The organism is Paenibacillus sp. FSL M8-0212 (assembly GCF_038004645.1).
In the GTDB taxonomy this organism is placed as follows: domain Bacteria; phylum Bacillota; class Bacilli; order Paenibacillales; family Paenibacillaceae; genus Paenibacillus.
Window position 1 is genome coordinate 3,069,283 of the sequence record NZ_JBBORP010000001.1, and the last position, 26,601, is coordinate 3,095,883.

The 26,601-nt window shown below is 48.0% G+C and carries 20 protein-coding genes; 13 read left to right on the forward strand and 7 right to left on the reverse strand.

Going from position 1 to position 26,601, the window contains the following annotated elements:
• Positions 1-426: 426 nt before the first annotated feature.
• Together MKX68_RS13620 and MKX68_RS13625 are read left to right on the forward strand one after the other, a co-directional pair.
• Positions 427-1,416 carry a LacI family DNA-binding transcriptional regulator gene (locus MKX68_RS13620; protein WP_338588826.1) on the forward strand — a complete coding sequence of 330 codons (990 nt, stop codon included), beginning with the start codon at positions 427-429 and terminating at the stop codon, positions 1,414-1,416.
• A gap of 162 nt (positions 1,417-1,578) precedes the next feature.
• The gene (locus MKX68_RS13625) at positions 1,579-4,971 is read left to right on the forward strand and encodes a GH36-type glycosyl hydrolase domain-containing protein (RefSeq protein WP_338588824.1); all 3,393 of its coding nucleotides are present in this window, start codon (positions 1,579-1,581) and stop codon (positions 4,969-4,971) included.
• A gap of 82 nt (positions 4,972-5,053) precedes the next feature.
• Here the strand turns inward: MKX68_RS13625 and MKX68_RS13630 are convergent, their stop codons facing one another.
• On the reverse strand, positions 5,054-6,256 hold the full coding sequence (locus MKX68_RS13630; RefSeq protein WP_340912260.1) for a methyltransferase domain-containing protein: 1,203 nt from the start codon (positions 6,254-6,256) through the stop codon (positions 5,054-5,056).
• Positions 6,257-6,525: 269 nt separating this feature from the next.
• Here MKX68_RS13630 and MKX68_RS13635 point away from each other — a divergent pair, with 269 nt between their 5' ends.
• Both MKX68_RS13635 and MKX68_RS13640 read left to right on the forward strand, forming a co-directional pair.
• The gene (locus MKX68_RS13635; protein WP_338588820.1) at positions 6,526-7,017 is read left to right on the forward strand and encodes a GNAT family N-acetyltransferase; all 492 of its coding nucleotides are present in this window, start codon (positions 6,526-6,528) and stop codon (positions 7,015-7,017) included.
• Between the two features lie 32 nt (positions 7,018-7,049).
• Positions 7,050-7,838 (forward strand): SDR family oxidoreductase, encoded by a 789-nt coding sequence (locus MKX68_RS13640; protein ID WP_340912262.1) that lies wholly within the window; start codon positions 7,050-7,052, stop codon positions 7,836-7,838.
• A gap of 219 nt (positions 7,839-8,057) precedes the next feature.
• Here MKX68_RS13640 and MKX68_RS13645 read toward each other — a convergent pair whose 3' ends face one another.
• The 3 genes from MKX68_RS13645 to MKX68_RS13655 all read right to left on the reverse strand — a co-directional run bounded on the left by MKX68_RS13645 (position 8,058) and on the right by MKX68_RS13655 (position 10,046).
• The gene (locus MKX68_RS13645) at positions 8,058-8,972 is read right to left on the reverse strand and encodes a hypothetical protein (RefSeq protein WP_338588816.1); all 915 of its coding nucleotides are present in this window, start codon (positions 8,970-8,972) and stop codon (positions 8,058-8,060) included.
• A gap of 214 nt (positions 8,973-9,186) precedes the next feature.
• Entirely contained in the window at positions 9,187-9,735 is a 549-nt protein-coding gene (locus MKX68_RS13650) for a GNAT family N-acetyltransferase (RefSeq protein WP_036612698.1), read from the reverse strand.
• A 47-nt stretch (positions 9,736-9,782) separates the two neighbouring features.
• The gene (locus MKX68_RS13655; protein ID WP_076253656.1) at positions 9,783-10,046 is read right to left on the reverse strand and encodes a DUF2164 domain-containing protein; all 264 of its coding nucleotides are present in this window, start codon (positions 10,044-10,046) and stop codon (positions 9,783-9,785) included.
• Positions 10,047-10,305: 259 nt separating this feature from the next.
• Here MKX68_RS13655 and MKX68_RS13660 point away from each other — a divergent pair, with 259 nt between their 5' ends.
• Together MKX68_RS13660 and MKX68_RS13665 are read left to right on the forward strand one after the other, a co-directional pair.
• Positions 10,306-12,039 (forward strand): glutamine--tRNA ligase/YqeY domain fusion protein, encoded by a 1,734-nt coding sequence (locus MKX68_RS13660; RefSeq protein WP_338588811.1) that lies wholly within the window; start codon positions 10,306-10,308, stop codon positions 12,037-12,039.
• 262 nt (positions 12,040-12,301) lie between these two features.
• Positions 12,302-12,859, forward strand: a complete 558-nt coding sequence (locus tag MKX68_RS13665) for a stalk domain-containing protein (protein ID WP_340912265.1) — start codon at positions 12,302-12,304, stop codon at positions 12,857-12,859.
• A gap of 214 nt (positions 12,860-13,073) precedes the next feature.
• On the opposite strand, the gene MKX68_RS13670 is transcribed toward MKX68_RS13665, so the two are convergent.
• The gene (locus tag MKX68_RS13670; RefSeq protein ID WP_338588809.1) at positions 13,074-14,303 is read right to left on the reverse strand and encodes an MFS transporter; all 1,230 of its coding nucleotides are present in this window, start codon (positions 14,301-14,303) and stop codon (positions 13,074-13,076) included.
• 126 nt (positions 14,304-14,429) lie between these two features.
• On the opposite strand from MKX68_RS13670, the gene mobA reads away from it, so the two are divergent.
• Positions 14,430-15,059, forward strand: a complete 630-nt coding sequence (gene mobA, locus MKX68_RS13675; RefSeq protein ID WP_340912268.1) for a molybdenum cofactor guanylyltransferase — start codon at positions 14,430-14,432, stop codon at positions 15,057-15,059.
• Here the strand turns inward: mobA and MKX68_RS13680 are convergent.
• Positions 15,029-16,000, reverse strand: a complete 972-nt coding sequence (locus MKX68_RS13680) for an AraC family transcriptional regulator (RefSeq protein ID WP_340912270.1) — start codon at positions 15,998-16,000, stop codon at positions 15,029-15,031. The genes mobA and MKX68_RS13680 overlap by 31 nt on opposite strands.
• A gap of 248 nt (positions 16,001-16,248) precedes the next feature.
• On the opposite strand from MKX68_RS13680, the gene MKX68_RS13685 reads away from it, so the two are divergent.
• The 6 genes from MKX68_RS13685 (at position 16,249) to MKX68_RS13710 (ending at position 24,815) form a co-directional block, all read left to right on the forward strand.
• Complete coding sequence (locus MKX68_RS13685; RefSeq protein ID WP_340912273.1) at positions 16,249-18,252, forward strand: beta-galactosidase; 2,004 nt, start codon at positions 16,249-16,251, stop codon at positions 18,250-18,252.
• 348 nt (positions 18,253-18,600) lie between these two features.
• On the forward strand, positions 18,601-20,391 hold the full coding sequence (locus tag MKX68_RS13690) for a sensor histidine kinase (RefSeq protein ID WP_340912275.1): 1,791 nt from the start codon (positions 18,601-18,603) through the stop codon (positions 20,389-20,391).
• Positions 20,388-21,470, forward strand: coding sequence for a response regulator (locus tag MKX68_RS13695; protein ID WP_340912276.1), 1,083 nt, complete (start codon positions 20,388-20,390; stop codon positions 21,468-21,470). The genes MKX68_RS13690 and MKX68_RS13695 overlap by 4 nt, the downstream gene beginning before the upstream one ends.
• A 174-nt stretch (positions 21,471-21,644) precedes the next feature.
• A complete protein-coding gene (locus tag MKX68_RS13700) occupies positions 21,645-22,925 on the forward strand; it encodes an ABC transporter substrate-binding protein (RefSeq protein WP_340912278.1) in 1,281 nt (426 codons plus the stop codon).
• Between the two features lie 181 nt (positions 22,926-23,106).
• Positions 23,107-23,991 carry a carbohydrate ABC transporter permease gene (locus tag MKX68_RS13705; protein ID WP_145324507.1) on the forward strand — a complete coding sequence of 295 codons (885 nt, stop codon included), beginning with the start codon at positions 23,107-23,109 and terminating at the stop codon, positions 23,989-23,991.
• Positions 23,988-24,815: a carbohydrate ABC transporter permease gene (locus MKX68_RS13710; protein ID WP_062836914.1), complete on the forward strand. Its 828-nt coding sequence runs from the start codon at positions 23,988-23,990 to the stop codon at positions 24,813-24,815. Before MKX68_RS13705 ends, MKX68_RS13710 begins: the two co-directional genes overlap by 4 nt.
• Positions 24,816-24,974: 159 nt before the next feature.
• On the opposite strand, the gene MKX68_RS13715 is transcribed toward MKX68_RS13710, so the two are convergent.
• On the reverse strand, positions 24,975-26,468 hold the full coding sequence (locus MKX68_RS13715; protein ID WP_445671071.1) for an aminotransferase-like domain-containing protein: 1,494 nt from the start codon (positions 26,466-26,468) through the stop codon (positions 24,975-24,977).
• Between the last annotated feature and the right edge of the window lie 133 nt (positions 26,469-26,601).

The following is a 26,601-nucleotide window of genomic DNA, read 5'->3' on the forward strand; positions in this document are numbered from 1 at the left end:
CCGTAGCCCCATAAGGATGGGAACGAGGATTTTTTTTGAGAACACCTCGAAACGTTTCGATTGACATCCATCGCTATGATATGTATAAAGATTAATAAACGATAATACAGGATTTAGTGGTTGTTCTAACCATGTATCGTATAGAATGTAGATAACCTTGAATTTGTTCTTTATAGGTTCAACTAAACTTTTTACGCGAGAACGGAGAGGACAGAAATAACGTGAAGAAGCGAAGTGTTCGCCTAAAAGCTTTCTGCAAGAAAGCTACATCGGAAGCATACGCTATCCCCGGATTTTCCCTTTGAAGAAGGGAATTAAAAAAAATCTGGGGATAACAGCGATCGGAAGGTTATTCTGTCATCGGAGTGGTAAGTGTAAATATTCTTTAGTTGAACTTATATATAGTTTAGAAGGAGCGAACGTGGAATGGCAACGATTAAGGATGTGGCAAAGCTGGCAGGTGTAGCACTCTCGACTGCTTCCTATGCGCTGAGCGGGGATAGCAAGGTTAGTGCCAAAACCAAGGCTAAAGTGCTTGAGGCAGCACGAGAACTGAATTACCGCAAGAACGGCTTTGCCATGGACCTGAAACGGAGCCGGACGAACACCATCGCTTTGATCCTTACAGATCTGTCGGGCCCGTATTACTCGGAGTTGATCCGTAGTGTACAGGATGTAGCCCTCGCGAACGGGTATGACTTGATTGCGTGCAGCTCTATGGGTGGACGGGATTCAACGGCAGTACGATTTTTGCGTGAAAAAAGAGTAGATGGAGCCATCATCCTGGCGCATAACATTCATGATGATATTCTGGTAGAATCTGCTGGTCATCGCTTTCCAATCATTGTGATGGATCGTCAGCTGTCGAGTGACCATTTGGTCAACGTGCTGGTGGATGGAGAGCAGGGCGGTTACCTTGCTACCCGCCACCTGATTCAGTCGGGACATCAGAAGATCGCTTATATCAGTGGCCCATCCAACTCGTATGACAACGCGCTCCGTTACCAAGGGTATCTGCGAGCGATGCGGGAAGCCGGACTTGAAGAAAAGTCCAAATGGCGTCTGAACGGTAACTTTGTGCGTGAGGGCGGATACAGTGCAACCAAAATGATGATCATGCAAGGTGATCTTCCCTCAGCGGTATTTTACGGTAACGATGAGATGGCGATTGGTGGCCTGAAGGCATTGGAAGAGCGTGGTGTATCGGTGCCAAATGATATTTCCGTGATCGGTTTTGATGATATTCAGTTGTCCGAATATGTGCATCCACCGCTGACAACGATACGCCAGCCTAAGCATGAAGCCGGGTCGCTCGCCGGACATCTGTTATTCCAGATGCTCAATGGCGAAGCGGTTGACCCTTCATATACGTTAACAATTAATATGATCGAGCGCAGCTCTGTACGTTCGGTTTAGGCCGAGTCTGACCAACCAAGAAATGCCTGCATGCTGAAGTGAAAGTTCAATGATGGGGTTATCGTCCGGACGGGCTGTAAAAAGTCGGTTTGAAGAGGCCCCTATTCTTTTTCAGATTAATCGAAACGTTTCGATTTTATACTAATTCAAGGAGTGAACCTTATGACAACGATGATTAATGCACCGATCCGGTTAAGCGCCGGGGAGTTATCTTTTACCTTTTTGAACAGTGGAGACCTGTATCAGGCCACATCCGGCACAACGATGTTGAACCAGTTGCTCAGCAACCAGATTGATGGATCTCTGAATAACCTGTACCTGCGTGTACACGAGGGAGAGAACATCAGCTCGTTCCCGTTGCTCGGTGTACGTTCGAACAGCAAGGTGATTACAAGTAAAGCACAGTCCAGCAACCAGTTGATCTGGGAGGGCACAGTCCAGCTGGAAGGTAGCGAACAAGGCATTGGCTATCAGGTCGTATTTACGGCTACACCGCAAGGTGTATGGTTCTGGGATGTGAAGCTCACAGGACAACAACATAACGTAGACGTGGTGTACGGACAGGATGTAGGTCTTGCTGATCCAGGTGCGGTACGCAGCAATGAAGCTTATCTGTCACAATACATTGACCATACGGTGTTTGAAGATGAGGCGAAAGGTTATGTCGTTTGTTCCCGTCAAAACCAGCCTCAGGGCGGTGCATTTCCTTATATGCAACAAGGTTCCCTGACGAAAGCAGTCGGTTACTCCACAGATGGATTCCAATTCTTCGGTCTGTCGTACAAGGAAACGAATCAACCAGAGAGCTTGAAGCGCCCAACGCTGGCAAATGAGACGTATCAGTATGAATTTGCCTACACGGCGCTGCAATCTGAACTGCTGAATCTGAACGGAGAAGCACAGGTGGTCTTTTATGGACTGGCGAAGCCTAATCATGCGGAAGGAATCTCTGCACTGGAATTCGGAGATGAAGTTACAGCAGCATGGAATGAAGTACAGGCTCTGACTGTGGAAAATGGTGATACGTTGGAACAGGTGAAACTGTCCTCCTTCCTGGGTGAACCACTGGTTACGCTTGATCTGACACAAGATGAGATTCATGATCTGTTCCCTGATCGTCATCAGGAAGAGCACAGCGGTGAGGAACTGTTATCCTTCTTCACAGGCAGCTATGAACATATCGTTCTGAAAGCAAAAGAATTGCTTGTAGAGCGTCCGCACGGTCACATTCTGATGAGTGGTGGCAACGTGCAACTTGGAGCACAGGTTATTACGACGACATCGTATATGTACGGTATTTTCAACTCACAACTCGTTATTGGTAACACCAATTTTAATAAAATGATCAGTAATGCTCGGAATGCATTAAACGTGCCGAAAACGGCGGGACAACGCATCTATGTGGAAATGGACGGACAATATCGTCTGCTGACGATGCCTTCCCTGTTCGAGATTGGCTTCAACTATGTACGTTGGATCTACAAAACGGAATCCGATACGATCATCGTGACGAACTATACAGGGGCACATACTACCGAAGTGAGCATGAACGTACGCTCCACAAGTGGCACAGCATACCGTTACCTGGTAACAAACCAGATTACGATGAATGTGAATGAATACGAATATCCACTGCATATGACGCAGGATGGCGATACTTTGATCTTCAAGGCTGATCCACAAGCGATTAGTGCTGGAACGTATCCGGATCTGCAATACCGCATGTCGGTGGATGGTGCGACTGTAAATGTAGGTGACGAAACGCTGCTGGCAAGTGGTATCCGCAGTGGTTCCGCATCACTGGTTACACTTAGTCTGGAAGCGAGTGCTGAATGGACGCTGAAGGTACAAGGGGTACTGGAAGGCCAAGCGGATAGCGCAGTGGTAGCAGGCTCAAGTCTTACGTTTGAAGAGGAAGTGCAGGCATACCGCGAGTTCTTCGCAGGTGTGATGAACGGGTTCCGTTTGTCCCGTGGAGAAGGCCAGAGTGCAGAGGATCTGTTCAAAGTTAATGCGCTGGCTTGGTGGTACACCCACAACATGCTGGTTCACTACTCTGTGCCTCACGGTTTGGAGCAGTATGGCGGCGCGGCTTGGGGTACGAGGGATGTGTGCCAAGGCCCGGTGGAGTACTTTATGGCGACGCAAAAATATGAGCAAGTTCGCGATATCATCAAAATGGTTTATACTCACCAATATGAAGATGATGGCAACTGGCCGCAATGGTTCATGTTTGATAAATACTTTGCGATCCAACAGGAAGAGAGCCATGGCGACATCATCGTATGGCCGCTGAAAGTTCTGGCGGATTACCTGACAGCGACTCGCGACTATGCAATCCTGGATGAGAAAGTACCTTATACGGTTAAACATAGCTTCGGGTTCACGGAAGAAACGGCAACGGTACTGGATCACGCGAAAAAAGAAATCGAATATATCCGTTCGCACTTCCTGCACGATACGTTCCTGTCTTCCTACGGAGATGGCGACTGGGATGATACGCTCCAACCAGCCAATGCACAGCTGAAGCAATACATGGTGAGCAGTTGGACGGTGGCATTGACGTATCAGTCCGTGAATGTGCTCTCGCAAGCGCTGAAATTTAAGGATGCAGACTTTGCACAGGAGCTTGATGTGCTGGCTCAAGGTATTCGTGAGGACTTTAACCGTTACATGCTGGGCACAGATGTGATTCCAGGCTTTGTATACATGGAAGAAGCGGACCAAGCGAAGCTGATGCTTCATCCAACGGATACAGAGACAGGCATCCAATATCGCCTGTTGCCAATGACGCGCAGCATGATTGGTGAGTTGCTGAATGCGGAGCAAGCAGAGTCTCATTACGCATTGATCCGTGAACAGTTCCTGTGCCCGGATGGCGTGCGTCTGATGAATCGTCCGGCTCAATATGCTGGCGGAGTAAGCACACACTTCAAACGTGCAGAGCAAGCATCCAACTTCGGACGTGAGATTGGTTTGCAATATGTACACGCTCATATCCGTTACGTAGAAGCGATGGCGAAGCTGGGTAAGACAGATCAGGTGTGGAATGGTCTCGCGATGATCAACCCGGTTGGTATCGGCGAGGTTGTACCTAACGCGGAGATTCGCCAAGCGAACTCATACTTCAGTAGTTCGGACGGTAAGTTTAATACACGTTACGAGGCACAGGAGCATTTTGACCAGCTTCGTAAAGGGACTGTACAAGTGAAAGGCGGATGGAGAATCTACTCCAGCGGCCCTGGAATCTACATGAACCAGCTGATCTCCAATGCACTTGGCATTCGTCAAGAGGGCGGCGATCTGGTCATTGACCCGGTATTGCCAGCTGAGCTGAACGGCATGCAATTCGAATTCGAGTATGCAGGTGAGCCGGTGACGTTCATTTATCACTTGAACGAAGGTGCTGTGAGCCGTGTAGCGGTGAACGGCAAAGACATTCGCACTGAGCGTACAGCGAACCGTTACCGTCAGGGCGGGGTCAGCATCTCGCTTGATGAGTTCAGACAAGCACGCAGTGCAACTGAGCGTACGGTTGTTGATATCTATATGTAATCTCATAACATGATGTACACCAAGGTCATCCTCCTTTATTCAAAGGCGGGATGGCCTTTTTGCCATATGCTCTTACGATTGCTTACCGCAGCGGAACCGCCAGTAACGTATGCAACAGCTCATTATGCCGCACATGCTTGGTTACATAGCCCTGTTGTTCCAGCCAGCTGCATAGCTCACCCAGCAGAGGGAAGTGACGCTCGCGCAAGGCGCGCAGCTGTTCCTCGTGTCCTGTGGTTTCTGCCTCCCGAATATAGGAATCACGGTGAGTCGCATCAACAAACATCAGATCGGTTAGACCGATACGTCCACGCGAGGTTAATACCCGCTGCATCTCCTGTAAAGCCAATAGTTGCTGATCTGGACTTAGATGATGGAAAGCAAAGCTGGATACAACAAAGTCGAAGGAATGATCGGTAAAAGGCAACGCCAGAAAATTACCAAGTTTCACATGCATCTCAGGATATTTGGTACGACATCTGCGTAGCATCTCCCGGGATTGGTCGATTGCAGTCATGTTTGCGCCGCGCTGTAGCAGTTTCCCAGCCAGATTACCTGTGCCTGTACCAATATCGAGTCCTTTCTCACCAAGGGCGGGAGAGATCCGATGAGCTGTCTGTTCGAGCGCTTCGTCATAGTTGTGATACAGATAAAAGGAAGACTGTACCGTATCATTGGAATCGCCTGGCGCGGAATGATCTGCATCTGCATTATGATGTGGGTGTGGAACTTCATGCTCATCGCTTATAGGCGAGGGGTTGTCCGAATGATGCCTGCCCTCTGAATTGGCTTGTTCAGTACTGACTCTGCCTGCTGCTTGCACTCGTTGATCGTGGATGGCTGCCTGTGTGTCATAATTCCACCGATCATGCCAGTTCTGCCGTGCTTCGCGCAGGCGACGCGCACTGTCCGCGAGATCGTGTAGATGGCTGACATCCAGCGGTCCGTCCTGACGATTCAGGTCAATCATGCGCTGGGTTGTATCCATCATACGTTTGAGCTCAATCCACTGGGCATACATGACGGCCTGTTGCAGTTCCAGATATTCTTCCAGCCGCTGCTGATTCCCTTGATCAATCTCTCCGAGCGCGTGTGTAATATCCTGTAGCGACATGCCAATCTCACGCAGCGCAGCAATGGTCTGAAGCCGCCAGATATCATTCTCGGTGTATGTGCGATAGCCGTTACTAGACTGTTTGGCGGGGAGAATTAATCCTTTTTCCTCATAAAAACGAATGGCTCTCGCTGATATACCAAGCCTGCTTGCTGCCTCTTTGATATTCATCTTGCATCCCCTCCTTATCGAATCAGTATAAACCATGACGTTACGGCAAGGTTAAGTGTTTATTTCATTTTGCGAAAAGGTTTAATACTGAGTGGAATTTTAGTCAAAGCTGGGGCTATGCTACAATATATAGAACAAAAAAACTTAAATAGTGAAGTAAAGAACAATGTCTTCCTATTCCTAAGTTTCTCAACGTTCTTAACTCTCTTAACTTTCCCGACGTTGTAGCGCACAGCGTTGTCGACTATAGCACGAAAGGTTGAATCATTATGCTTACCAGCCATACATTTACGATTCGTCCATCCGAAATTAAGGATGCAACACAGCTAATGGAGTTGGACACCCTGGTATGGGACCAATACACCTCTCCTGCACCGATGCATTGGCGCTCCAGACAGCAATACCTGCAGCATTGTCCGCCAGGCAGTCAATTGATTGCGGTGCAGGGAGAGCGGGTATGTGGTTATGTGGGCTTCCAGCCAGCCACAGGTATGCCTGTTAACCGTCATGTCTACGAGATCCATATTGCAGTTCATCCTCATGATCGGCGTTGTGGCATTGCCACAGCTTTGATGGATGCTATCAAGCAGCATGCGCTTGAACAAGGCGTTCGCAAGCTCAGGCTGCGCGTTCTCTCCAGCAATCCGGGAGCCATCACGTTTTATACACAGTGTGGATTTGTGACGGAAGGCAGGCTGGTGTCCGAGTTTTATATCGGAGGCAAGTATGTGGACGATATTCTTATGGGTTATTTTATCTAGACCAAATAGAAACTAGTTGAGGAGGAACAACGATGGATATGGGGCTTCAGGGTAAAAAAGCACTGGTGCTGGCTTCCAGTCGCGGGCTGGGCAAAGCGGTAGCCGCTCAATTGGCAGCAGAAGGTGCTGACGTCATGCTTGCCAGCCGGAGCGAAGAAAAGCTCGCAGCAGTGAAGCAGGAGCTTCTGGCGCTTGGTGGTGGCGGACGTGTGGAATATTGTGCAACCGATGTGACACGCAAGGAAGATATTGAGGTTTTGATTCACAAGACAGCAGAAATGTTCGGGCAGATTGATATTCTGGTGAACAATTCGGGTGGCCCGCCATCGGGTTCATTTGAGTCACTGACGGATGAGGATTGGGAGCGTGCATTTGAATTAAATGTTCTCAGTTATGTAAGGCTCATTCGTGGTGCTCTTCCTTATATGAAAGAAAGCGGAGGACACATTGTGAATATCGCTTCAACTTCGGTGAAGCAGCCGATTCCGGGTCTGGTGCTGTCCAACACGTTCCGTACCGGCGTGTTTGGGTTGGCGAAGACGTTATCCCAGGAGCTGGCTCCATACGGAATTTTGATCAACACGGTGGCTCCGGGTCGTATTGCAACAGACCGCATCCGTGAGCTGGATGCCGCACGGGCAGAGCAGAACGGAATCAGTGAGGAAGAGGTCTCTGACCAATTTCGTAAGGAGATCCCACTCGGACGTTATGGTCAACCAGAGGAGTTTGCCAAAGCGGTGGTGTTCCTGTTATCCGGGGCCAATACGTACATTACCGGAACCTCATTGATCGTGGATGGTGGCATGGTCCGAGCCCTATAAGGGAGGAGTTTGATCAACAGATTCAAAGTTATAAGGAAACGGATTACGATATTATTAAAATTAAGCCCCTCCTTAATGTCCACTTGTTGTGGAGAAGGAGGGGCTTAATTTTGATTCATGCATTGTGTGGAAAAACGAGCTCCCTAACAACGTTAACAACAATTATACCGGGTGTATAGATAAACCGAGCTTGCCCAACGTTCTGGGCCTATTGCTTTGTTAAGATAAGTCTTTGCCGCTGTCATTAGTTGACGTGTCGACTTTGCTGGAATCCGGATTCGGCATTGTCTTGGCCTCGCCGTCACGTTTTGCTCCATGACCATGGACGTGACCTGCTGGACCTTCTGGCTGTTTACCATTAACGAGGTCGGTAACTCGTTGAGTGATGTCTGCCTCACGCTCATCGAATTGGCTTTGTGTGATTTTGCCATCGGTCAACTGTTGCTGCAGTTCTGCTTTCTGGGTAGTAACGATTGTGTCGATAACTGTCTGCACGTCCACGTTCTTGGTGGCTGCAATCTCAGCAATCGTACTGCCTGCTTCACGGGCTTCCTTTAGTTCATCTGTTGTAACCCCGAGGATGGAGGCCAGTTCCTTGGCATAACGTTCTGCTCCTGGTCCACCGAATCCACCCGGACCACGTCCACCTGCCCCAACTTCCTTCATATTACCGTTTACCAGGTCAGTCACACGTTGTGTAAGTGTAGCTGTACGCTCATCGTACTGGGTTTGCGTGATTTTGCCATCGGTCAACTGCTGTTGTAGTTCTATTTTCTCCGCTGTGACCAGTTTATCAATGACGGTCTGCACGTCCACATTTTGGGTAGCTGCAATCTCGGCAATGGTGCTGCCTGCTTTGCGCGCTTCTTTCAGCTCATCGGCAGACACGCCAAGTACGGAGGTCAGTTCGTCCGAATGGCGCTGCAGCCCGGGTCCCCAACCTCTAACTCCGTCTTCTGGTTTTATTTTATGTGAATTTAATGTAGAAGAGCTGTCCGATTTGGTCTGGCCTGAAGGAGTAGCTGCCGGATCTGCATTAGCCACTGAATGTGCAAATATACCTCCGCCGAGTGCAATCGTCAAAGCCATTGTGCTGGTAACCACTACTGTTCTTGATGTTTTGGTTCTCTTCATCCTGGATCATCCTTCTTTCTTCTGTAGGTTGGTATGGGTGTACGCCCACAACGTTATATTAGAGAGCAAGAATGAAGGTAGGCTGAGTGGAACCTTAATTGGCAGTAAAAAATGGTGCTCTTACCAACAATGCCCCTCACCTATGTTTGAAATTCTCACAGGAAAGGGGCATATGGACGGTTTCAGTTAGATGTAACTCAATTATGTAAACGAATTAGCGTAATAGTTCCCATTCATGCTGAAGCATGCCGTATACTGCATGGTTCACGTAACCTTTAGGCAGCTTCTCTGCCTGTCGAATGACACCTTCCAGAACAAATCCGAGTCTTTCGGGGATGGCGCGACTCCGTTTGTTGTTTGTTGCCGAGCGAATCTCGACGCGATTCAGATCCAGGGTCACCAGTGCATAGTCTACCAGAACGCGACAAGCGCTTGTCATCAAGCCTTGACCCTCAAAGCCTTTTCCAAGCCAGTATCCGATGCTTACGGAGCGGTTGGTCCAGTTAATCTCGTGGAATCCGATGACGCCAGCGAGATCCCCTTTTGACCATACTCCGGCGGTGAATCCGCCATTCTCGGCACCTTGTTTTAACGCGTTAGTAATGAAGTTTGAGGTGTGCTCCACTTCTGTGACATGATCCACCCACGGCAACCAATGTCGCAGTTGATCCCGCGAACGATCCGTCAGTTCGAACAGCGGTTTGGTATGTTCCATGGCCAGTGGCCGGAGTTCGGTATATTCATCCAATGAATAGGTAAACATGAATGCAACCTTCTTTCTTTGTATAGTATGGGTTTAGTTTTGGTGGATTAACGGGAAGTCTTGGGTAACTTTTGCTCCAGTGCAAACAGGTCTTCTTCCATTGAGGCCATGCGTTGATTGACTGTTGTGCGTGCGTCACGGAGTGCCTGATTATATATGTAGGGAGCGAGCTGTGTCATGAACAGGTCGAGGACACCCCAAGCGGCTAGATCGCCGAGTTCTTCGCCACGTTCCTCTTCGAAATACGACTGTATGGTGCGAATGGCTTCATCCTGTTGTTCTTTGGTCAGTTTAAGCGAGTTCGATGGAATGGGAAACCCTCCCTTTAATTTGTTTTTACTATCATGCTACATGATTCGAGCGAACCCGTCAAAATGGTTTTGGGCCTATTTATGCACGGCTGATCCTGACTTTGGTGCCGTTCTTTATTGAACTCCTCCCCCGTTAAAGGTATATTTAAATGAAACGCGTACGAAACTTTCCAAGAAAATAGATTTTTTCAGGAAATGACTTCGTTATTAAGGAATTATAGCCGGAATTGCTGCAATTCCCGAAGGCTCCAATCCATTCATGAAAGGTTTGATACCTGTGGACAATCGTACAACCCCACCTAACTTTATCAAAAATATTATTACCGAAGATCTCCGGTCTGGGAAAGTCCAGGAAGTTATTACCCGTTTTCCTCCGGAACCGAACGGTTATCTGCATATCGGCCATGCCAAGGCGATCTGGATTAACTTTACGCTGGGCGGCGAATTTGGCGGCAAAACGAATCTGCGCTTTGATGACACGAATCCGGTCAAGGAAGATGTAGAGTACGTTCAATCGATTCAGGAAGACGTGAAATGGCTCGGATACGAGTGGAACGAGAAACGTTTTGCCTCGGATTATTTTGACGAGATGTACAACCGTGCTGTCTTGTTGATTAAAAAGGGTAAAGCCTACATCGACGACCAAAGCGCCGACGAAATCCGTGCAATGCGCGGAACGCTGACGGAGCCGGGTAAGAACAGCCCGTACCGTGATCGTTCGGTGGAAGAGAATCTCGACCTGTTCACACGTATGCGTGCAGGTGAATTCAAGAACGGAGAGAAAGTGCTGCGTGCCAAGATCGATATGTCTGCACCAAATATCAATCTGCGCGATCCGGTGATTTACCGGATTTCACATGCACACCATCATAACACGGGCGACAAATGGTGTATCTATCCGATGTACGCCTTTGCTCACCCACTCGAAGATGCAATTGAAGGTGTAACGCATTCCCTCTGTTCCCTGGAATTCGAGGATCAACGCCCATTCTATGATTGGGTTATTGCAGAATGTGAGATGGAGAGCCAACCACGTCAATACGAATTTGGTCGCCTGAACCTGTCCCAGATGGTGACAAGCAAGCGGAAGTTGAAACTGCTCGTGGACGAAGGCCATGTGGATGGATGGGATGATCCACGTATGCCAACGATTTCGGGTCTGCGTCGCCGGGGATATACACCGGAAGCCATTCGTGATTTTGTATTCGAAACAGGCATTTCCAAGAGTCAAGGGGTTATCGACCTGCAAACGCTGGAGCACTTTGTACGTGAAGACTTGAAACTGAAAGCTCCGCGCACGATGGCTGTCCTGCACCCACTCAAAGTGGTTATTACCAACTATCCTGAAGGACAAGTGGAATGGCTTGAAGCAGAGAACAATGTGGAGAACCCAGAGATGGGTAATCGCCAAATTCCGTTTTCCCGTGAGATATATATTGAACAAGACGATTTCATGGAAAATCCGCCGAACAAATATTTCCGTTTGTTCCCTGGCAACGAAGTTCGTCTGAAACATGCATACTTCATCAAATGTAACGATGTGATTAAGGACGCAGAAGGCAATGTAACTGAGATTCATTGTACCTATGATGTAGAGACGAAGAGCGGCAGTGGATTCACTGGCCGTAAAGTCAAAGGAACAATCCACTGGGTAGAAGCGACTCAAGCGGTACCTGCTGAATTCCGTCTGTATGAGCCTTTGATCCTGGATGAAGCACCGGAAGCAGAGGTGGAAGTGGCAGTAGCTGGAGCTGAAACTGAGGTTGTGGAAGAGCAACCGGAGAAAACGTTCCTGGATCAACTGAACCCGAACTCCCTTGAGATTGTCCACGGGTATGTGGAGCAAGAGATGAAGGAAGCGAATGCTCAAGATAAATTCCAATTCTTCCGTCACGGTTACTTCAGTGTAGATCCAAAACATTCCGAGCCAGGTCGTCCGGTATTTAACCGGGTCGTATCCCTGAAAAGCTCATTCCAACTGCCGAAGGCATAATGTGAAGCGTATAGGTAGGACGATAGGTTAGCAGTAAACTTAAATCTATGAACGTAAAAGGCGTCTCCAGGGCAATAAGCCAATGGAGACGCCTTTTTCTTATGCGCCTGCAATTGCTAAAGAAGGTTGTACTGGTACAAGTCCTGGTTCTGTGTGGATACACAAGAAAATAATTATTAATACAACGGGATACTAAAATGAACATTTTTCCAACTTTCGACGTTTAAGTTAATGTGAACAATAATTCCAAGGAGGAATCAAGATGAAGCGATTTGTTTCTTTATTGTTGATGTTAACTTTAGTTGTCTGTGTAGGATCCGTTGCATCTGCTGCTTTGGACCAATCCCTAATGGATCTCCCTTTTAAGGAACGTGCGGCGAATGTGTATAATTCATCACTAAAAAAAGTTGAACTAAGTGTCATAAAGGAAGGAAAGTCAACAAAAACAACTTATAATTCCATTTATATCTCAGTGAAAGATGTTTTTAAACGATCCGGAGCAACGTTTGAATGGGATGGAAAGAAAAAAATCACCACAATTAAAAATGAAGGACAAGAACTGATTCTTAATTTCTCTGGCAAAGAAATCACAGCGGGTAAAAATCAAGTTGTGCTTCCTCAAGAGTGGGTACAGTTGAAAAACGGGGTCTCGAGTATTGATGCTTTTGTCTTAGTATATATTTTTGAATATGCTGCTGACGATTCCGATCAGGAAAGATTGGATTGGGAAGAAAAACTCAATTTTTTGGAAATCAATGAAACGACCGGACTTCCAGGATTAGATAAGTATATGCATGTGTTTGTTCAGTTTAATGATTAGTTAAAATCGTGTATTGTCTCTTGTTCAACTTTAAAATCTATAGAGAAACTAGCATAGTATTCATATTGTGATAGAACGAACTACAGCTCCGCTATATCCCCGGATTTCACCCTTTGAAAAGGGAGTCAAAAAATCCGGGGATAACAGCGATCGAAAGATTGTTCTGTCCTCGTAGTGCTTCAGTGGAAATCTTTCAATTCTTTCTAACAAAAGATTAACCGTCCTCATCCATATTGCCCATCTCCGTCAACACAACCGGCTGATAGCCGTTGCGGCGATTCGACAACCACATGATGCCGAATCCGACAGCGCCAATGAGCGAGAAGAATACGCCAATGCTATACATGATTTCCGCACCGAAGCTCTGGAACAGCCAGCCACCGAACAGACCGGCAATAACGCCCGAGAGACCACCCCAGGCCATCGTATATACCGCTTGACCGGAGGAACGGTAAGGTCTTGGAATGAACAGCATGGTCAGCTGTGTGCCCACATAGAAGTACCCACCGAACGTAATGGAGTGCATCAGCTGAATGAATACAATCTCCATCGGGTTGATGGCCAGTGCCATGAGCTGCCAGCGCAGTGCAAACAGCAGACTGATCAAAATGAGAGATGCCAAGAGCATGCTCATCTTGCGTTTGAGTAGGCGGTCGAGCAGCAGGAATACGCCGACTTCAAGAATGGATGAGGTGAAGATGGCCCAGCCGACCATCTGTTTGTCGCCACCCATTTCTACAATATATAGTGACATAAAAGTACTGTTCATCGCATTAGGCACCGATACGAGTACACCCAGGCCGATAAATGCCATAAAATACGGATTGAACATGACTTTGCCAAACCGCCGAAAAGTAACCACGGGTGTATCCGAAGCAATCGGCTGTCTGGGTAAAAATACGGATAATACAAAGGCGGTGGCAATCATACACGCAAATATAATGGATACACTGCCGATGCCAAAACGGTCAATGAGCGGTCCGGCTGCGACGGCAGTCAGTGCCCAACCGAGTGAACCCCAGAGCCGGAATGACCCAAATTTCTGGGTTGTACCATCGATATATCCGAGAATCAGGCTGTTCGTTTGTGCGAATAATGGACTTTGAAAAAAATAAAAGAAAATCATGGCTACATAGATCCATGTATACGTGGGCGCATAGAATACACCTTGGGCGAGCACAAATGTGCCTCCCATCATAATCATCAGGATGATGCGAATGTTGCGAGATTTATCGCTCCAGAAACCCCAGAACGGGTTGGCAAACAAGGATACAAAGGGTCCAATCGCCATGAGACTGCCAATCTCCAGTTTGGTCATGCCAATCTCTTGCAGGTAAAGCTGCAGGAATCCGGCAAAGATCGAGATGGCTCCATATATGAAAAAGTTATATAGTTTCAGAGAAACTAATGAGGTATTGCCTCTTGAAGGTGCAGGTCTGTCCAATTAAGCCATTCCTTTCAAATGCATATTGTTCAATGTATCATTTGTTGAAAGGGGATTCAATCTATAGAAAATGTTGATCGATTGATATAACAAGCCCACATCGTTACCAGGAGGGAGCAAGACATCATGAACACAAGGGAATGGACAGGCATCATATTGGCAGGAGGTTTATCCAGCCGCATGGGGACCAACAAGGCCATGCTGGAACTGAACGGTTCCGTTGTACTGCAACATGTCACAAATGCCATGAGACCCGCCGTATCCCGTATCATCGTGGCTGCCGGACCCAATGTGACAACCTACAGTGCAATGGGCTACGACTGCGTTCAGGATCTCTATCCGGGGAAGGGGCCACTCGCCGGTCTTCACGCGGCACTGGAAGCTTCCGATACAGACTGGAATCTGGTATGCGCCTGCGATATGCCGCTCCTGCAAACGTCCTTTTTTGATGGAATAAAAAAACTGGTCGAGTCGCGTGACTCTTATTCTGCTATCGTTCCACGCGTGGATGGACATGTCCACCCTCTTGCAGGGGCTTACCACAAACGAGTGCTCCCTGATCTTGAGCAGCGTCTGATTCAGGATCATCTTCGAGTAATGCGATGGCTTGAAGAGATTGGTTGCTGTTATGTCGAAGCGGAAGAGCTTGAGAGAGTGGGTGTTCATCAAGTAGCGATGCAAATGAGTAATATGAACACGCCGGAAGAGTACGAACGTATCCGTAATCAAGATTCTGGACTCGATTCCGATCTGTAGGATACAGGATCACCTGATGCATCTGCATGATGATTGCGATATTGAAGCGGGCTTTGGCCTGTCCAACGTTTGAATTGTCTGCTGAAATGGGACAGATGGGTGTAACCGAGCTTCCACGCAATTTCCCCGAGCGACAGCTCTGGCTGTTCGATCAGTACTTTGGCCTCCTGCAACTTCAGGCTGGAAAGGTAAGCCCTGGGTGATCGCCCGTACACCTTGCGAAAGACCTGCAAACCATATCCCGGGCTGATGCCAAACGAGGATATAATCTGCTCTACTTTGACCGTGGATACACTACTTTCCTTGGTTCGAAGCTGGGCATGGAATGCCTGCTTGATCGCCTCCGCTATAGCTCCCGCATAATGCATGGCTGTTGGAGCTGGTGCATGTGAAGCAGCAACGGAAGTGGTGGTCTCCGGTTCATTGTCAGCGGCTTGGGACAACAGGGCGAACAGTTCAAACATGCGGGCCTGCATGATCATTTTGTCAGTGGACGTGTAGGCTTCAGATACGTTAATCATCCCCATCCAACTCTCCAGCACAACGCGCATCTTCTTATTATCAGCTGTATCTGCTGCGTAGATTTGGCTATGCTGTGACATCAGCTTCAGGGTGAAGACGGGATCATCCACATTAAAATGAGCGCTAAAATAAGTCATGCCTTCCGTGGATACACATTGATTCGTATGTTTGAACCCGGGAGGAATGAGAAGAATGGAACCTGCCTCCACGGTATAGGTATAACCATGAATCACACTCTCCTGCGTACCTTCGATGATCAACATAATCTCAAAGCCCGGATGTGATTCTTCCGGCATCGCCCATCCATAGGGTACTTGTTGGCTGTGCGCACCATAGAATTTGATGTTACAGTCGATAATAGGTAGCCAGTGGGCCAGCGTATGGTGAGGCATTTCTCGGAGCTGTGATCGGATATCCATCATATTCACCTCGGAAAAGGGTAAAAACAACTTGCCTTATACAGTCGGCACTCGTAGTATACTTCATTATAATCAGTTTAACGCGGGCATGGATATTCCATGGAACACATCAGCGTTTGAAGTGGTTGCTGAACAATCGAAGTTCTTCAACCGATAATAATGTAAACGCTACCATTGTGGATTGGAATATGTCAACTCTTTCACACGTCAAGATCATTAAATTTTCCACCTAAAAAGGAGATTAAATCATGGACAAATTATTATATGGTGTAGCCTACTATGATGAATATATGCCTTACGAAAGATTGGACAAGGACATTCAGATGATGAAGGATGCAGGGATCAATGTGGTCCGCATTGCAGAATCAACCTGGAGTACCCATGAACCGCAGAATGGCGTATTTGACTTCTCTTCCGTAGACCGTGTGCTGGATGCCATGCATGAGGCGGGGATTCAGGTCATCGTTGGCACACCAACGTATGCTGTTCCAACGTGGATGGTAAAGGAACACCCGGACGTTCTGGCTACAACCTCACAGGGACCTGGTAAATACGGCGCAAGACAGATCATGGATATTACCCATCCAACCTATCTATTCTATGCCGAGCGGATCATCCGCAAGCTGATCTCTCGGGTAAGCACACATCCAGCGGTAATTGGATATCAGACAGATAACGAGACGAAGCATTACAATACGGCCGGAGATAATGTACAACTGCAATTCGTCAAATATATGCGGAACAAGTTCAGTTCTCTGGATGAACTCAACAAGGAATTTGGCCTCGACTACTGGAGCAATCGAATCAATAGCTGGGAAGACTTCCCGTCTGTTGTAGGAACGATCAACGGTAGTCTGGGCGCTGAATTTGCAAAGTTCCAGCGACAGCTGGTAACCAACTTTTTGGCTTGGCAAGTGGGGATCGTGAATGAATACAAACAGGAAGGACAGTTTGTTACCCAGAACTTTGACTTCGATTGGCGTGGATATTCCTACGGTATTCAAGGGGATGTGGATCATTTTGCAGCATCGAAACCTTTTGACATCACTAGTGTGGACATCTACCATCCTTCCCAGGATGATCTGACGGGCATCGAGATTTCATTCGGCGGCGATGTGGCGCGTTCAACCAAACAATCGAACTATCTGGTACTGGAGACCGAAGCGCAGGCGTTCTGGCATTGGGTTCCGTATCCGGGACAGCTGCGTTTGCAGGCATTCAGTCATCTGGCATCAGGAGCGAACATGGTCGCTTACTGGCACTGGCATTCGTTGCACAATTCGTTTGAGACGTATTGGAAAGGATTGCTCAGTCATGACTTTGAACCGAATCCGGTGTACAACGAAGCGAAGACGATTGGCAGGGATTTTGCCCGTCTCAGTCCAAAGCTCGTTAATCTGAAGAAAAAGAATCGGGTAGCTGTGCTGTTCAGCAATGAGGCCCTGACATCCATCAAGTGGTTTGGTTTTAACTTCACCAGTGACAAGAATTACAATGACGTGGTGCGCTGGATGTACGATGAATTGTATAAAATGAACATTGGCTGTGACCTCATCGACCCGTCTGTTGAGAGTTATGCGGAATATGATGTGCTCGTTGTACCTGCTCTGTATGCAGCTTCGGATGCATTGCTGGAAAAATTAAATCAATTCGTACAGGATGGTGGACATATCGTCTACTCGTTCAAAAGCGGATTCACAAATGAGCATATCAAGGTACGCTCTACCCGCCAGCCTGGCCTGATCAGTGAGGCATGTGGAATTAGCTACAACCTTTTTGTAGAGCCAAAACATGTGTCACTGCGGGATGATCCATTTGGAGTTGGTGAAGAGCAGAACCAGATTCATACCTGGATGGAACTGATTACACCAACAACGGCTGAGGTACTCGCTTGGTATGATCATCCACATTGGGGTGAATATGCGGCAATTACCCAGAATGTCTATGGAAAAGGCAAAGCAACCTATGTCGGCTGTTATACCAGTTCTGCGGTGATCCGTAAGGTATTGGAACGTGTCATGAAGGAAGCAGGCGTATGGGGAGCGGATCAGGAGCTGGCTTTTCCTATCATTGTGAAGACCGGTGTGAACGATCAAGGAAACACAATTCGCTACTATTTCAATTATGCGGATGAGGAAACATCCTTTGTGAATGCTTATGGAGAAGGGACTGAACTTCTGGCAGGAACTCCGATTGCTGAAGGAGAGAAGATCGAACTGGAGCCATGGGGCATACGGATTATTGAACAATAATAGGAAATAATAAATATAGGTATATAAGTTGAATTCAACATGTACACGTTAACGGAGAGGGCAGAAATAACCTGAGGAAGCGACGCTAAAAGCTTTCTGAAAGAAAGCTGCATCGGAAGCATGCACCTCGCCTTTATCAACGGATTTTTCCCTTAGAAAAAGGGAATCAAAAAAATCCGGTGATAACAGCGATCAGAAGGTTGTTCTGACCACGTAGTGATCTCGTGTAACCATTCATTCTATTGTATAACGTGATATTTTAACATTTCCAAACGAATATAAAGACCAAAGCGCCCTCGGCTTCCATGCTGGGGCGTTTGTCTATTTTAGCTTAGGAGTGGATGCGCTGTGTTTACCGAATGTTATCGGAAGCTGACAGATCCTTTCAAACGCAGCATTCGCAATAAATTGATTCTTACCATGACGCTGCTGGCCGTTCTGCCCGTCATTGCCATGACCGCTATGGCAGCCGAGAATACCCGCTCTTCCATGGAAGAGGAGATTATGGAGACCAACCGAGCCAATATGAATTGGGCCTCCATCTATCTGGGTGAACAGTTCGCTCGCATGAACAATATTATCTATTCGATTCAGATCAGTGACGAATTGCATCAATATCTGGCATTGAACCAGGAAGCACCGGCAGCCAGCCGATTCGATGAACAGAAGGCCATGTTCAATATGCTGAACAGTGTATACTATTCTGCTGGCAATTATGTATTTGGCGTTGAATTGTATCTGAAGGAATTGGACACCTTGTTCACCTTCAACTCCATGGATTCTCGCATCAAGGCGGTATCGGAAATACCGGAAGGGTATCATGAGCTTTTTGCACAACATAAAGATTTTACGATTATCAATGATCCGGACGATCCGCAAAAGTTTCACATGACCCGCAGTATGAACCGCTTTGAGGATCAGGCACAGATCGGCGCCATCAGTTTGGAGGTCAAGTGGGCTGAGTTCAACCAGACCCTGGAGCTGCTGGATAGCCGGGGAGACTATGCGGTATACATTGCTGATAGCGCGGGTAGTCCGGTCTATCAGCCAAATCAAGAGATTCAGCCTTCTGCAGAAGCACTAGAGAAATTGGCAGGTACAAAAGAAAGTTCGGGGTTTATCCGTACAGCCAAGGAATACGTATTCTTTCATTCCATTGAGCCGTCAGGACTGCGTGTGATCAAGATTGTACCTGCCCATGTCATTAATGAAAGTGCCTTGGAAACGATGAAATACGGATTGGTTGTGGGTGGCCTGGCAACCGTCATTTCTGTGGGACTGGCTGTATTCGTGGCCTGGCGCACATCAAAGCCCATTGTCAGACTGGCGAATTCCATGAAGGGTATTCAACTGATCAAGGACAGGGAAGTGGTACGAAGCGGTCGGGTAGATGAGATTGGTCTGCTGGAGAAAAATCTGCATGGCATGGCTAATCGTATTCGGGAACATATTCGTGACAACTACCTGATGAATCTGGAGAAGCAGACGGCCGAGCTCAAAGCACTGCAATCTCAGATCCATCCGCATTTCCTGCAAAATACGTTGCAGATGATTGGCGGCATGGTCTACTCGCAAAAACCGGCTGACAGTTACAAAGTCATTCGAGCCTTAAGCGAGATGTTTCGTTATATTGTGCGAGCGCCGGATGGACTTGTCCCTCTACAGTCTGAACTCGATCAGTTGGAGCATTATATGCTGATTCAGAAGCAACGTTTTGCCGGCAGGCTTGAATATACCCTGGAGATTACCGGGGAACTTCGGGCATGTTATATTCCCAAGTTGTCTTTGCAACCCATTGTGGAGAACGCATTTTTACATGGATTGGAGAAGAAACAGGGCGAGTGGAAGCTGGGTATTGAAGTCGTCTGTGAACCTACAGATGTAACCATTCGAATTCGTGATAACGGTGTGGGGATGGATGCTGAGAAACTAACGGAGATGCAGTCCAGACTGGAGCGGCTTACCTTGCAGGCAGATCGGGTGTGGAGTTCAGGTACAAGTATTGGACTGGTTAATGCGGCCTCACGAATTATAATGCATTTTGGACCTGAATATGGGATGAGCATGGAAAGTGAATACGGACAGGGGACAAGCGTTACGGTACGAATCCCCTGCAATACAGGAGGCGAAGCCTTGTGAACAAAGAACTGTACAGAGTGCTGTTGGTGGACGATGAACCGTGGAACCGGGATATTTTGCGCAACCTGGGAGATTGGAATGAACTCGGCATGACCGTTGCAGGTGAGGCAGAGGATGGTGAGCAGGCCATACAACTGGTCAAGCAGCATCAGCCTCACATTATCATTACGGATATGCGCATGCCCGGTACAGACGGTGTGGAGCTGCTACAGACGCTGAGCGGACAGTACCCACAGATCAAGGTGATCGTGGTGAGTGGATATGACGACTTCAATTATGCAAAACATGCGATCCGCCATCGGGCTGCAGATTATCTGCTCAAACCGGTGAATCCGGATGAACTGAATGGTGTACTTGCCAAATGTGCAAAAGAGTTGGAAAAGGTTGAATCAGCGCCTGAATCATGGGAATCGTATCCTTCTACGTTCGCAGGTGAGTTCTCCCTGTTTCAGCAGCAGGCTCGCTTGCGGTTTAATGACCTGAACGTTCAGAGTCTGCGTGAGTGGTTCCAACAATTGCAGCAGAAGCTGGAACGATGCGAGATTAACAGACCTCGACAGCTTGGAAGGGTGGCTCATGAACTACAGGCTTTGTTGGATGAACTGTGCGTCTCAAATGGCTTGTACGAGCGGCCCGAAGCAACGGCGTTACCTCCTTCAATAGCGCTGGCTTCCATCGGATCCACGATTGCATGGATTTCGACTCCGTACTATCAGGCTTTGGAGCAGCTGATTGCGCAGCGTAAATTCAAGAACAAGCTGAACCTGGACGAGGTGAAGCAATACATTGAGCAGCACTGTATGGAGATGATTACGCTGGAACAGCTCGCCCAGATCTTTTTTGTCAGCAAGGAATATCTCAGCAAGGTATTCAAGAAGGAGTATGAGGTGAATGTGACCGACTATGTTGTCCAATTACGTATGACGAGAGCGAAAGAATGGGTGATGGATGAACAGATTCCGTTCAAGCATGTTGCCGAGATGGCGGGTTATGAAGATGTGTCCTACTTCTATCGGGTGTTCAAGAAGCATTTCGGAGTTTCTCCAGGGGAGATGCGGAAGGGACAACCTCATATGTGAGGCAATTCAGGCAGTAGCACGGAATGAGCCGTTTGAGAGAGGATTTGCGGCTGGATTAAGGTTTAAAATAATCCAACACACAAGTCTAATTTTGTCCAATGAAGCGCTTTCATTTTCTGATATATAATGAGCCTATGAAAGACAAACCAGTTACACACCGGGAGGTCATAAGAGATGAAAGTATGGAAAAGCGTAGCAAGTGCGGTACTGGTCAGTGTTCTGCTCGCAGGTTGCGGTTCCAATGCAGGAACGGACAATGGGCAGGAGGAGTCGGCGTCAGGCAGCACGGTATCACTCAAAGTATTCGTTGCACAACCTCGGCTGAAAGAACATTACGATAAATATATAGAACAGTTCAAAGCCAAGGAGAAGGCAGAGAAAAACATTGAGGTGAACGTGCAACTGGAGATGCCGCCAGCGGACAATGCCCCTCAGATTCTGAAGACTCGCCTCGCCTCCAATGATGCACCGGATGTGTTCGCCCTGCATGCAGTCAATGAGATTCCACCATTCAGCAAAGCTGGTTATCTGGAAGACCTGTCGGGCCAACCTTTTGTCGATAAGCTGCTGGATTCGGTTAAACCTTCCATAACGGATGCGGAGGGCAAAATCGTAGCTGTTCCATTGGAAACAGTATCATGGGGCTATCTGTACAATAAAGATATTTTCAAAGAGCAAGGGCTGGAAGTGCCAACGACGTTAACGGAAATGAAAGAGGTCGTGGAGAAACTCAAAGCAGCCAACATTACACCGTTTGAACTGTCCTACAAAGAAGCCTGGATTCCGCAATTATTCCTGCCACTTACCGTGGGTGCATTAACTCAGTCTGAGCACAAAGACTTCGTGGAGAAGATGAATCAGGATCAGGGCTCCTTCTCCGATATGAAAGCATTGTTCGATATCTTCGATCTCGTCAATGCCAATGGAACGGACAAAGCGCTGGAAGTGGGCGGAGATGATGGTTCAGCAGCCTTCGCATCAGGAAGCGCCGCGATGTGGATTCAGGGACCATGGTTTGCCGAAACCATTCTGAAGTCCAACCCGGACTTTAACTTTGGTGTAGCACCAATGCCGATCAATGACAATCCGGATGATACCAAAATCAATCTGAGCACCTCCACTTCACTGGCAGTATCGTCATCTAGCAAAAACAAAGAAGTGGCACTCGATTTCGTGAACTACATTCTCGATGACAAGGATTCAAGCGCATTCTACGAAGCACTCAAGTTTAATCCGATTGCCAAGATCCATGACTTCAAGAGCTTCCCTTGGGTAGACGATGCCCAGAAATATGTGAGTGAAGGTAAAGCTTATGAGGACCCATCCCTTCCTCAAGCGGTGAAAGACGAGTCAGGCAAAGCGTTGCAAGGCTACTACTCTGGGCAAATAAATCAACAGCAGGTTATCGATGCGCTCGACAAGGCGTGGAAATCCTACAATAAAGTCAACAAGTAAGGAGTTGCGAGAAATTTAGTACCTGCTTTTGTTGGCAAAATCTCAACGGTTTTGGGAGTTTTGTCAACAAATTAGCGGTACTTTATTTCGTCGCAGTCTCCAAGCAGATGATATGGCAGGCAGAACGATCTTCGTTCCCTCGTTTACAATCATCCGCTTCGAGTGAAAAGGGGGAGAACCTATGGCTACGAATGTGTTCAAGAAGTATCTGTCACTGCTCGCGTTCACTGCGCCTGCCTTTGTCATCTATGCGATTTTCCTGCTGTATCCCACGTTTAGTGGCATGTTCTATAGTCTGACGGATTGGAACGGACTCAATCGGGATTACAGCTTTATCGGTCTGGGCAACTTTGTGGAATTGTTCAAAGAAGATCCCGACTTTCTGAACTCCCTGTGGTTCACGATGAAATATGTAATATTTATGCTGATTCTGCAAAATGGAATTGCCTTGTTACTCGCCGTGTTGATTGAGTCACGGACGCGCAGCAAAGGGCTTTTCCGGACGCTGTTCTTCATGCCTAACATGATCAGTACAATCATCAGTGCTTTCATGTGGACATTCATCTTCTCTCAGGTGTTGCCACAGCTCGCACAGAAATTGGCTTTTTCGTTCCTGGATCAGCAATGGCTGGGTGATCCGAAGTTTTCATTTTACTCCATTCTGATCGTATCGCTCTGGAACGGTGTAGGGTATATGATGATCATCTATCTGGCTGCTCTCCAGGGTGTGCCAAAAAGCCTCAAGGAAGCGGCAGTTATTGATGGGGCTAACGCATTCCAAGTACTGCGCAATGTGGTGTTGCCGATGATTACTCATGCCGTGACCATCTGTTTCTTCCTGACGTTGAACGGAGCATTTAAAGTGTTCGAAGTGGTGTACGGACTGACTGGTGGTGGACCGGGCCGGGCCACGCAGGTTATCACGATGAACATCTATGAAGAAGCATTCTCCAACAACTTCAGATACGGCTATGCGAGTGCCAAATCGGTTGTGCTGTTCATCATCGTGCTCATCTTTACACTCATCCAGATCACCGTCATGAAGAAGAAAGAGGTGGAAGCATGAGGATGCAACGACTGAACAGTTATCTGATTCGACTGCTGCTGATTCTGGGCTCTCTCGTCGCTATGCTGCCGATCTACATGGCCGTGGTGAACTCTTTCAAAACACAAGGTGAGATGTTCCAATCCTTTATCGCGCTGCCAACAACGTTGCACTGGGAGAATTATTCGGACGCGTTTAACAAAATCAATCTGTTGGGCAGTTCGATGAACTCGGCGATTGTATCCTTTCTGGGGATCGGGGGAATCGTCTTCTGTGCCTCACTTGCGGGATACAAGTTGTCACGTACCTCAGGCCGCTTGAGCAACCTGATCTTCTTCCTGTTTGTTGCATCCATGCTGGTACCGTTCCACTCAATCATGATTCCGCTGACACGGGTAGCCAAAGGCATGGGGGTGCAAGGAAGCACGTACGGATTGGCCCTGATCTATATCGGGCTTGGTGTGAACATGGCAATCTTCCTCTATCACGGGTTTGTGAAGTCCATTCCGCGTGAATTGGAGGAGTCGGCTCAGATTGACGGATGTAATGAGTTCCAGACGTTCTTCCAGATTATCTTCCCGCTGCTGCTTCCGATCACAGTCACCATCGCAATTCTGGACTTCCTGTGGATCTGGAATGACTTCTTGCTGCCACTGCTCATGTTGACCGATGTGAATCGTTATACGCTGATTCTGTCCACGAACATGCTGTTTGGTGAATATAACAAGGAATGGCCGTTGATTCTGTCCTCCCTGGTACTGACTGCGATTCCAGTTATTCTGATCTATGCGTTCTTCCAGAAGTTTATTATGGAGGGGATTGCGGAGGGTGCGGTCAAAGGGTAAAACATTCAAAGGTATCCCGCAGCGCAGCTGGTATTTGCCCGTACTGGTATTCGGACAAACTTACGAAACTTACGCGAATAGCCTTGATCTGAAGGACATGGTCCTTCCAGGTCAAGGCTGTTTTTTTGTGGTGAAATCAGGAAACAGTATTCGTCGAAGTCAGGAGCTAGAGTCTATAAGTCTGTGGACGGCCTCTGCCAGGCATTGTAGTCCACGTTCCATCTCATCAGGTGAAGCATACGCGTATGAGAGCCGAATGTGACTCGCGTCCAGCCTGTCATACAGATAGCCCGGGTGGATAAGTACATTTTGCTCCAGACAGGTATGGAACAATTGGCGGATGGAGAGAGGGGAGACAGTGAATTGCAACCAGATATAAAAGCCCCCAGCGGGTATTTCCCACTTCGCTATGCCATGAAAGTGCTGTTGCAACAGATCCAGCATGAAGTCTCTTCGTTTGCGTAACTCAGGGCGAAGGCGTTCCATATGTCCTGCATGATGTCCTTCGGCGAACCACAGGGCAGCAGCTTCTTGGGCGAGTGAACTGGTGCCATAATCGGTCTGCATCTTGATATCTGCGAGACGGCGAATGACCGGCTCTGGCCCAACTAGCCATCCGAGGCGCAGACCGGGACTGACTGCCTTTGACAGGGTACCCATATACAGCACCCGTCCTTCCTGATCACGCGCCTTCAGTGATGACGGAGGAGGTGTATCCAGCCATAGATCACCGTAGGCGGCATCCTCCAGTATGGAGATGCCTAATGTCCGAGCGGTGGTCATGAGTTCTTCCCGGCGGTGATCACTCATGACAGAGCTGGTGGGATTGTGAAAGCTCGGGATCGTGTAGAGAAGCGAGATATGATCTTGATCTTTGACATGCTGCGCAGCATCCTCCAGGCGTGCAATGTGTAGGCCTTCGTTATCCATCGGGATACCACTCATTTTCAACCCTGCTGACTGAAAGGCGTGAATGGAATAGAGATACGACGGTTTTTCCAGCAGAACCGCTGATCCGCGAGGGAGCAGTCCGACCGAAATCAAGTGCAGCGCCTGAAGAGAGCCGGATACGATCAGTATGGAATCTGGAGAGGCCTGAATGCCAGTCGTCTGCAAATGGGCGGATAAAGCCTCACGAAGCTCCAGGCTTCCTTGAGGTTCCAGGTAGTTCAGTGTACGAGAACGATGGGACAGTTCATACAGAATGTCGTTAAAAGCATCCTGAGGCATCAGCTCCGGGGCAAGCTCCCCTGTACCAAGCCGTATGATGCCAGGTCGGAATTCAGCCTGATTAATCTGCTGGATCTCGGGCAGGTTGGGGTAATACCAACCCTCCTCGATGGCTTCATTCCAGTTGGGCATCGCTCCATGAGCCATGCCATGCCAACCGGAGCCGGAAATATAAGTTCCCCCGCCATGTCTGCCTTCAAGCAGACCCGTGGCGGCCAGATTATCAAGGGCAGTGACCAATGTACTGCGGTTTACGCCCATGGACTCAGCCCATATTCGCTGTGATGGGAGACGGTATCCTGCGGACCATTCGCCCGTTGTGATTTTCTGCCGGATATAGGCTTCAATCTGGCGATACAAGGGCAAGTCGAGAGAAGGATTTGGCTTCCAACCCATGTTTAGCCGGGAATCAGAGCGTTCCATAACCGGCAGAATCACCTCCGTTTTTCTTTGTAACAAACACTATATCATTTGGTTGGGTCTGATGCCATCCAAGTGGTTGGTCACGTCAGTTATCATCTGCCCTAATATGGAGGACAGAGATAAGGGGGAAGAA

Excerpts from the sequence above, each read along its gene's own strand:
- MKX68_RS13705 (WP_145324507.1), top strand. The coding sequence starts at position 23,107 with ATGGCTACGAATGTGTTCAAGAAGTATCTGTCACTGCTCGCGTTCACT.
- MKX68_RS13650 (WP_036612698.1), bottom strand. The coding sequence starts at position 9,735 with ATGTTTACCTATTCATTGGATGAATATACCGAACTCCGGCCACTGGCC.
- MKX68_RS13640 (WP_340912262.1), top strand. The coding sequence starts at position 7,050 with ATGGATATGGGGCTTCAGGGTAAAAAAGCACTGGTGCTGGCTTCCAGT.
- MKX68_RS13645 (WP_338588816.1), bottom strand. The coding sequence starts at position 8,972 with ATGAAGAGAACCAAAACATCAAGAACAGTAGTGGTTACCAGCACAATG.
- MKX68_RS13630 (WP_340912260.1), bottom strand. The coding sequence starts at position 6,256 with ATGAATATCAAAGAGGCAGCAAGCAGGCTTGGTATATCAGCGAGAGCC.
- MKX68_RS13625 (WP_338588824.1), top strand. The coding sequence starts at position 1,579 with ATGACAACGATGATTAATGCACCGATCCGGTTAAGCGCCGGGGAGTTA.
- MKX68_RS13715 (WP_445671071.1), bottom strand. The coding sequence starts at position 26,468 with ATGGAACGCTCTGATTCCCGGCTAAACATGGGTTGGAAGCCAAATCCT.
- MKX68_RS13685 (WP_340912273.1), top strand. The coding sequence starts at position 16,249 with ATGGACAAATTATTATATGGTGTAGCCTACTATGATGAATATATGCCT.
- MKX68_RS13665 (WP_340912265.1), top strand. The coding sequence starts at position 12,302 with ATGAAGCGATTTGTTTCTTTATTGTTGATGTTAACTTTAGTTGTCTGT.
- MKX68_RS13700 (WP_340912278.1), top strand. The coding sequence starts at position 21,645 with ATGAAAGTATGGAAAAGCGTAGCAAGTGCGGTACTGGTCAGTGTTCTG.
- MKX68_RS13680 (WP_340912270.1), bottom strand. The coding sequence starts at position 16,000 with ATGGATATCCGATCACAGCTCCGAGAAATGCCTCACCATACGCTGGCC.
- MKX68_RS13620 (WP_338588826.1), top strand. The coding sequence starts at position 427 with ATGGCAACGATTAAGGATGTGGCAAAGCTGGCAGGTGTAGCACTCTCG.
- mobA (WP_340912268.1), top strand. The coding sequence starts at position 14,430 with ATGAACACAAGGGAATGGACAGGCATCATATTGGCAGGAGGTTTATCC.
- MKX68_RS13710 (WP_062836914.1), top strand. The coding sequence starts at position 23,988 with ATGAGGATGCAACGACTGAACAGTTATCTGATTCGACTGCTGCTGATT.
- MKX68_RS13660 (WP_338588811.1), top strand. The coding sequence starts at position 10,306 with ATGAAAGGTTTGATACCTGTGGACAATCGTACAACCCCACCTAACTTT.
- MKX68_RS13635 (WP_338588820.1), top strand. The coding sequence starts at position 6,526 with ATGCTTACCAGCCATACATTTACGATTCGTCCATCCGAAATTAAGGAT.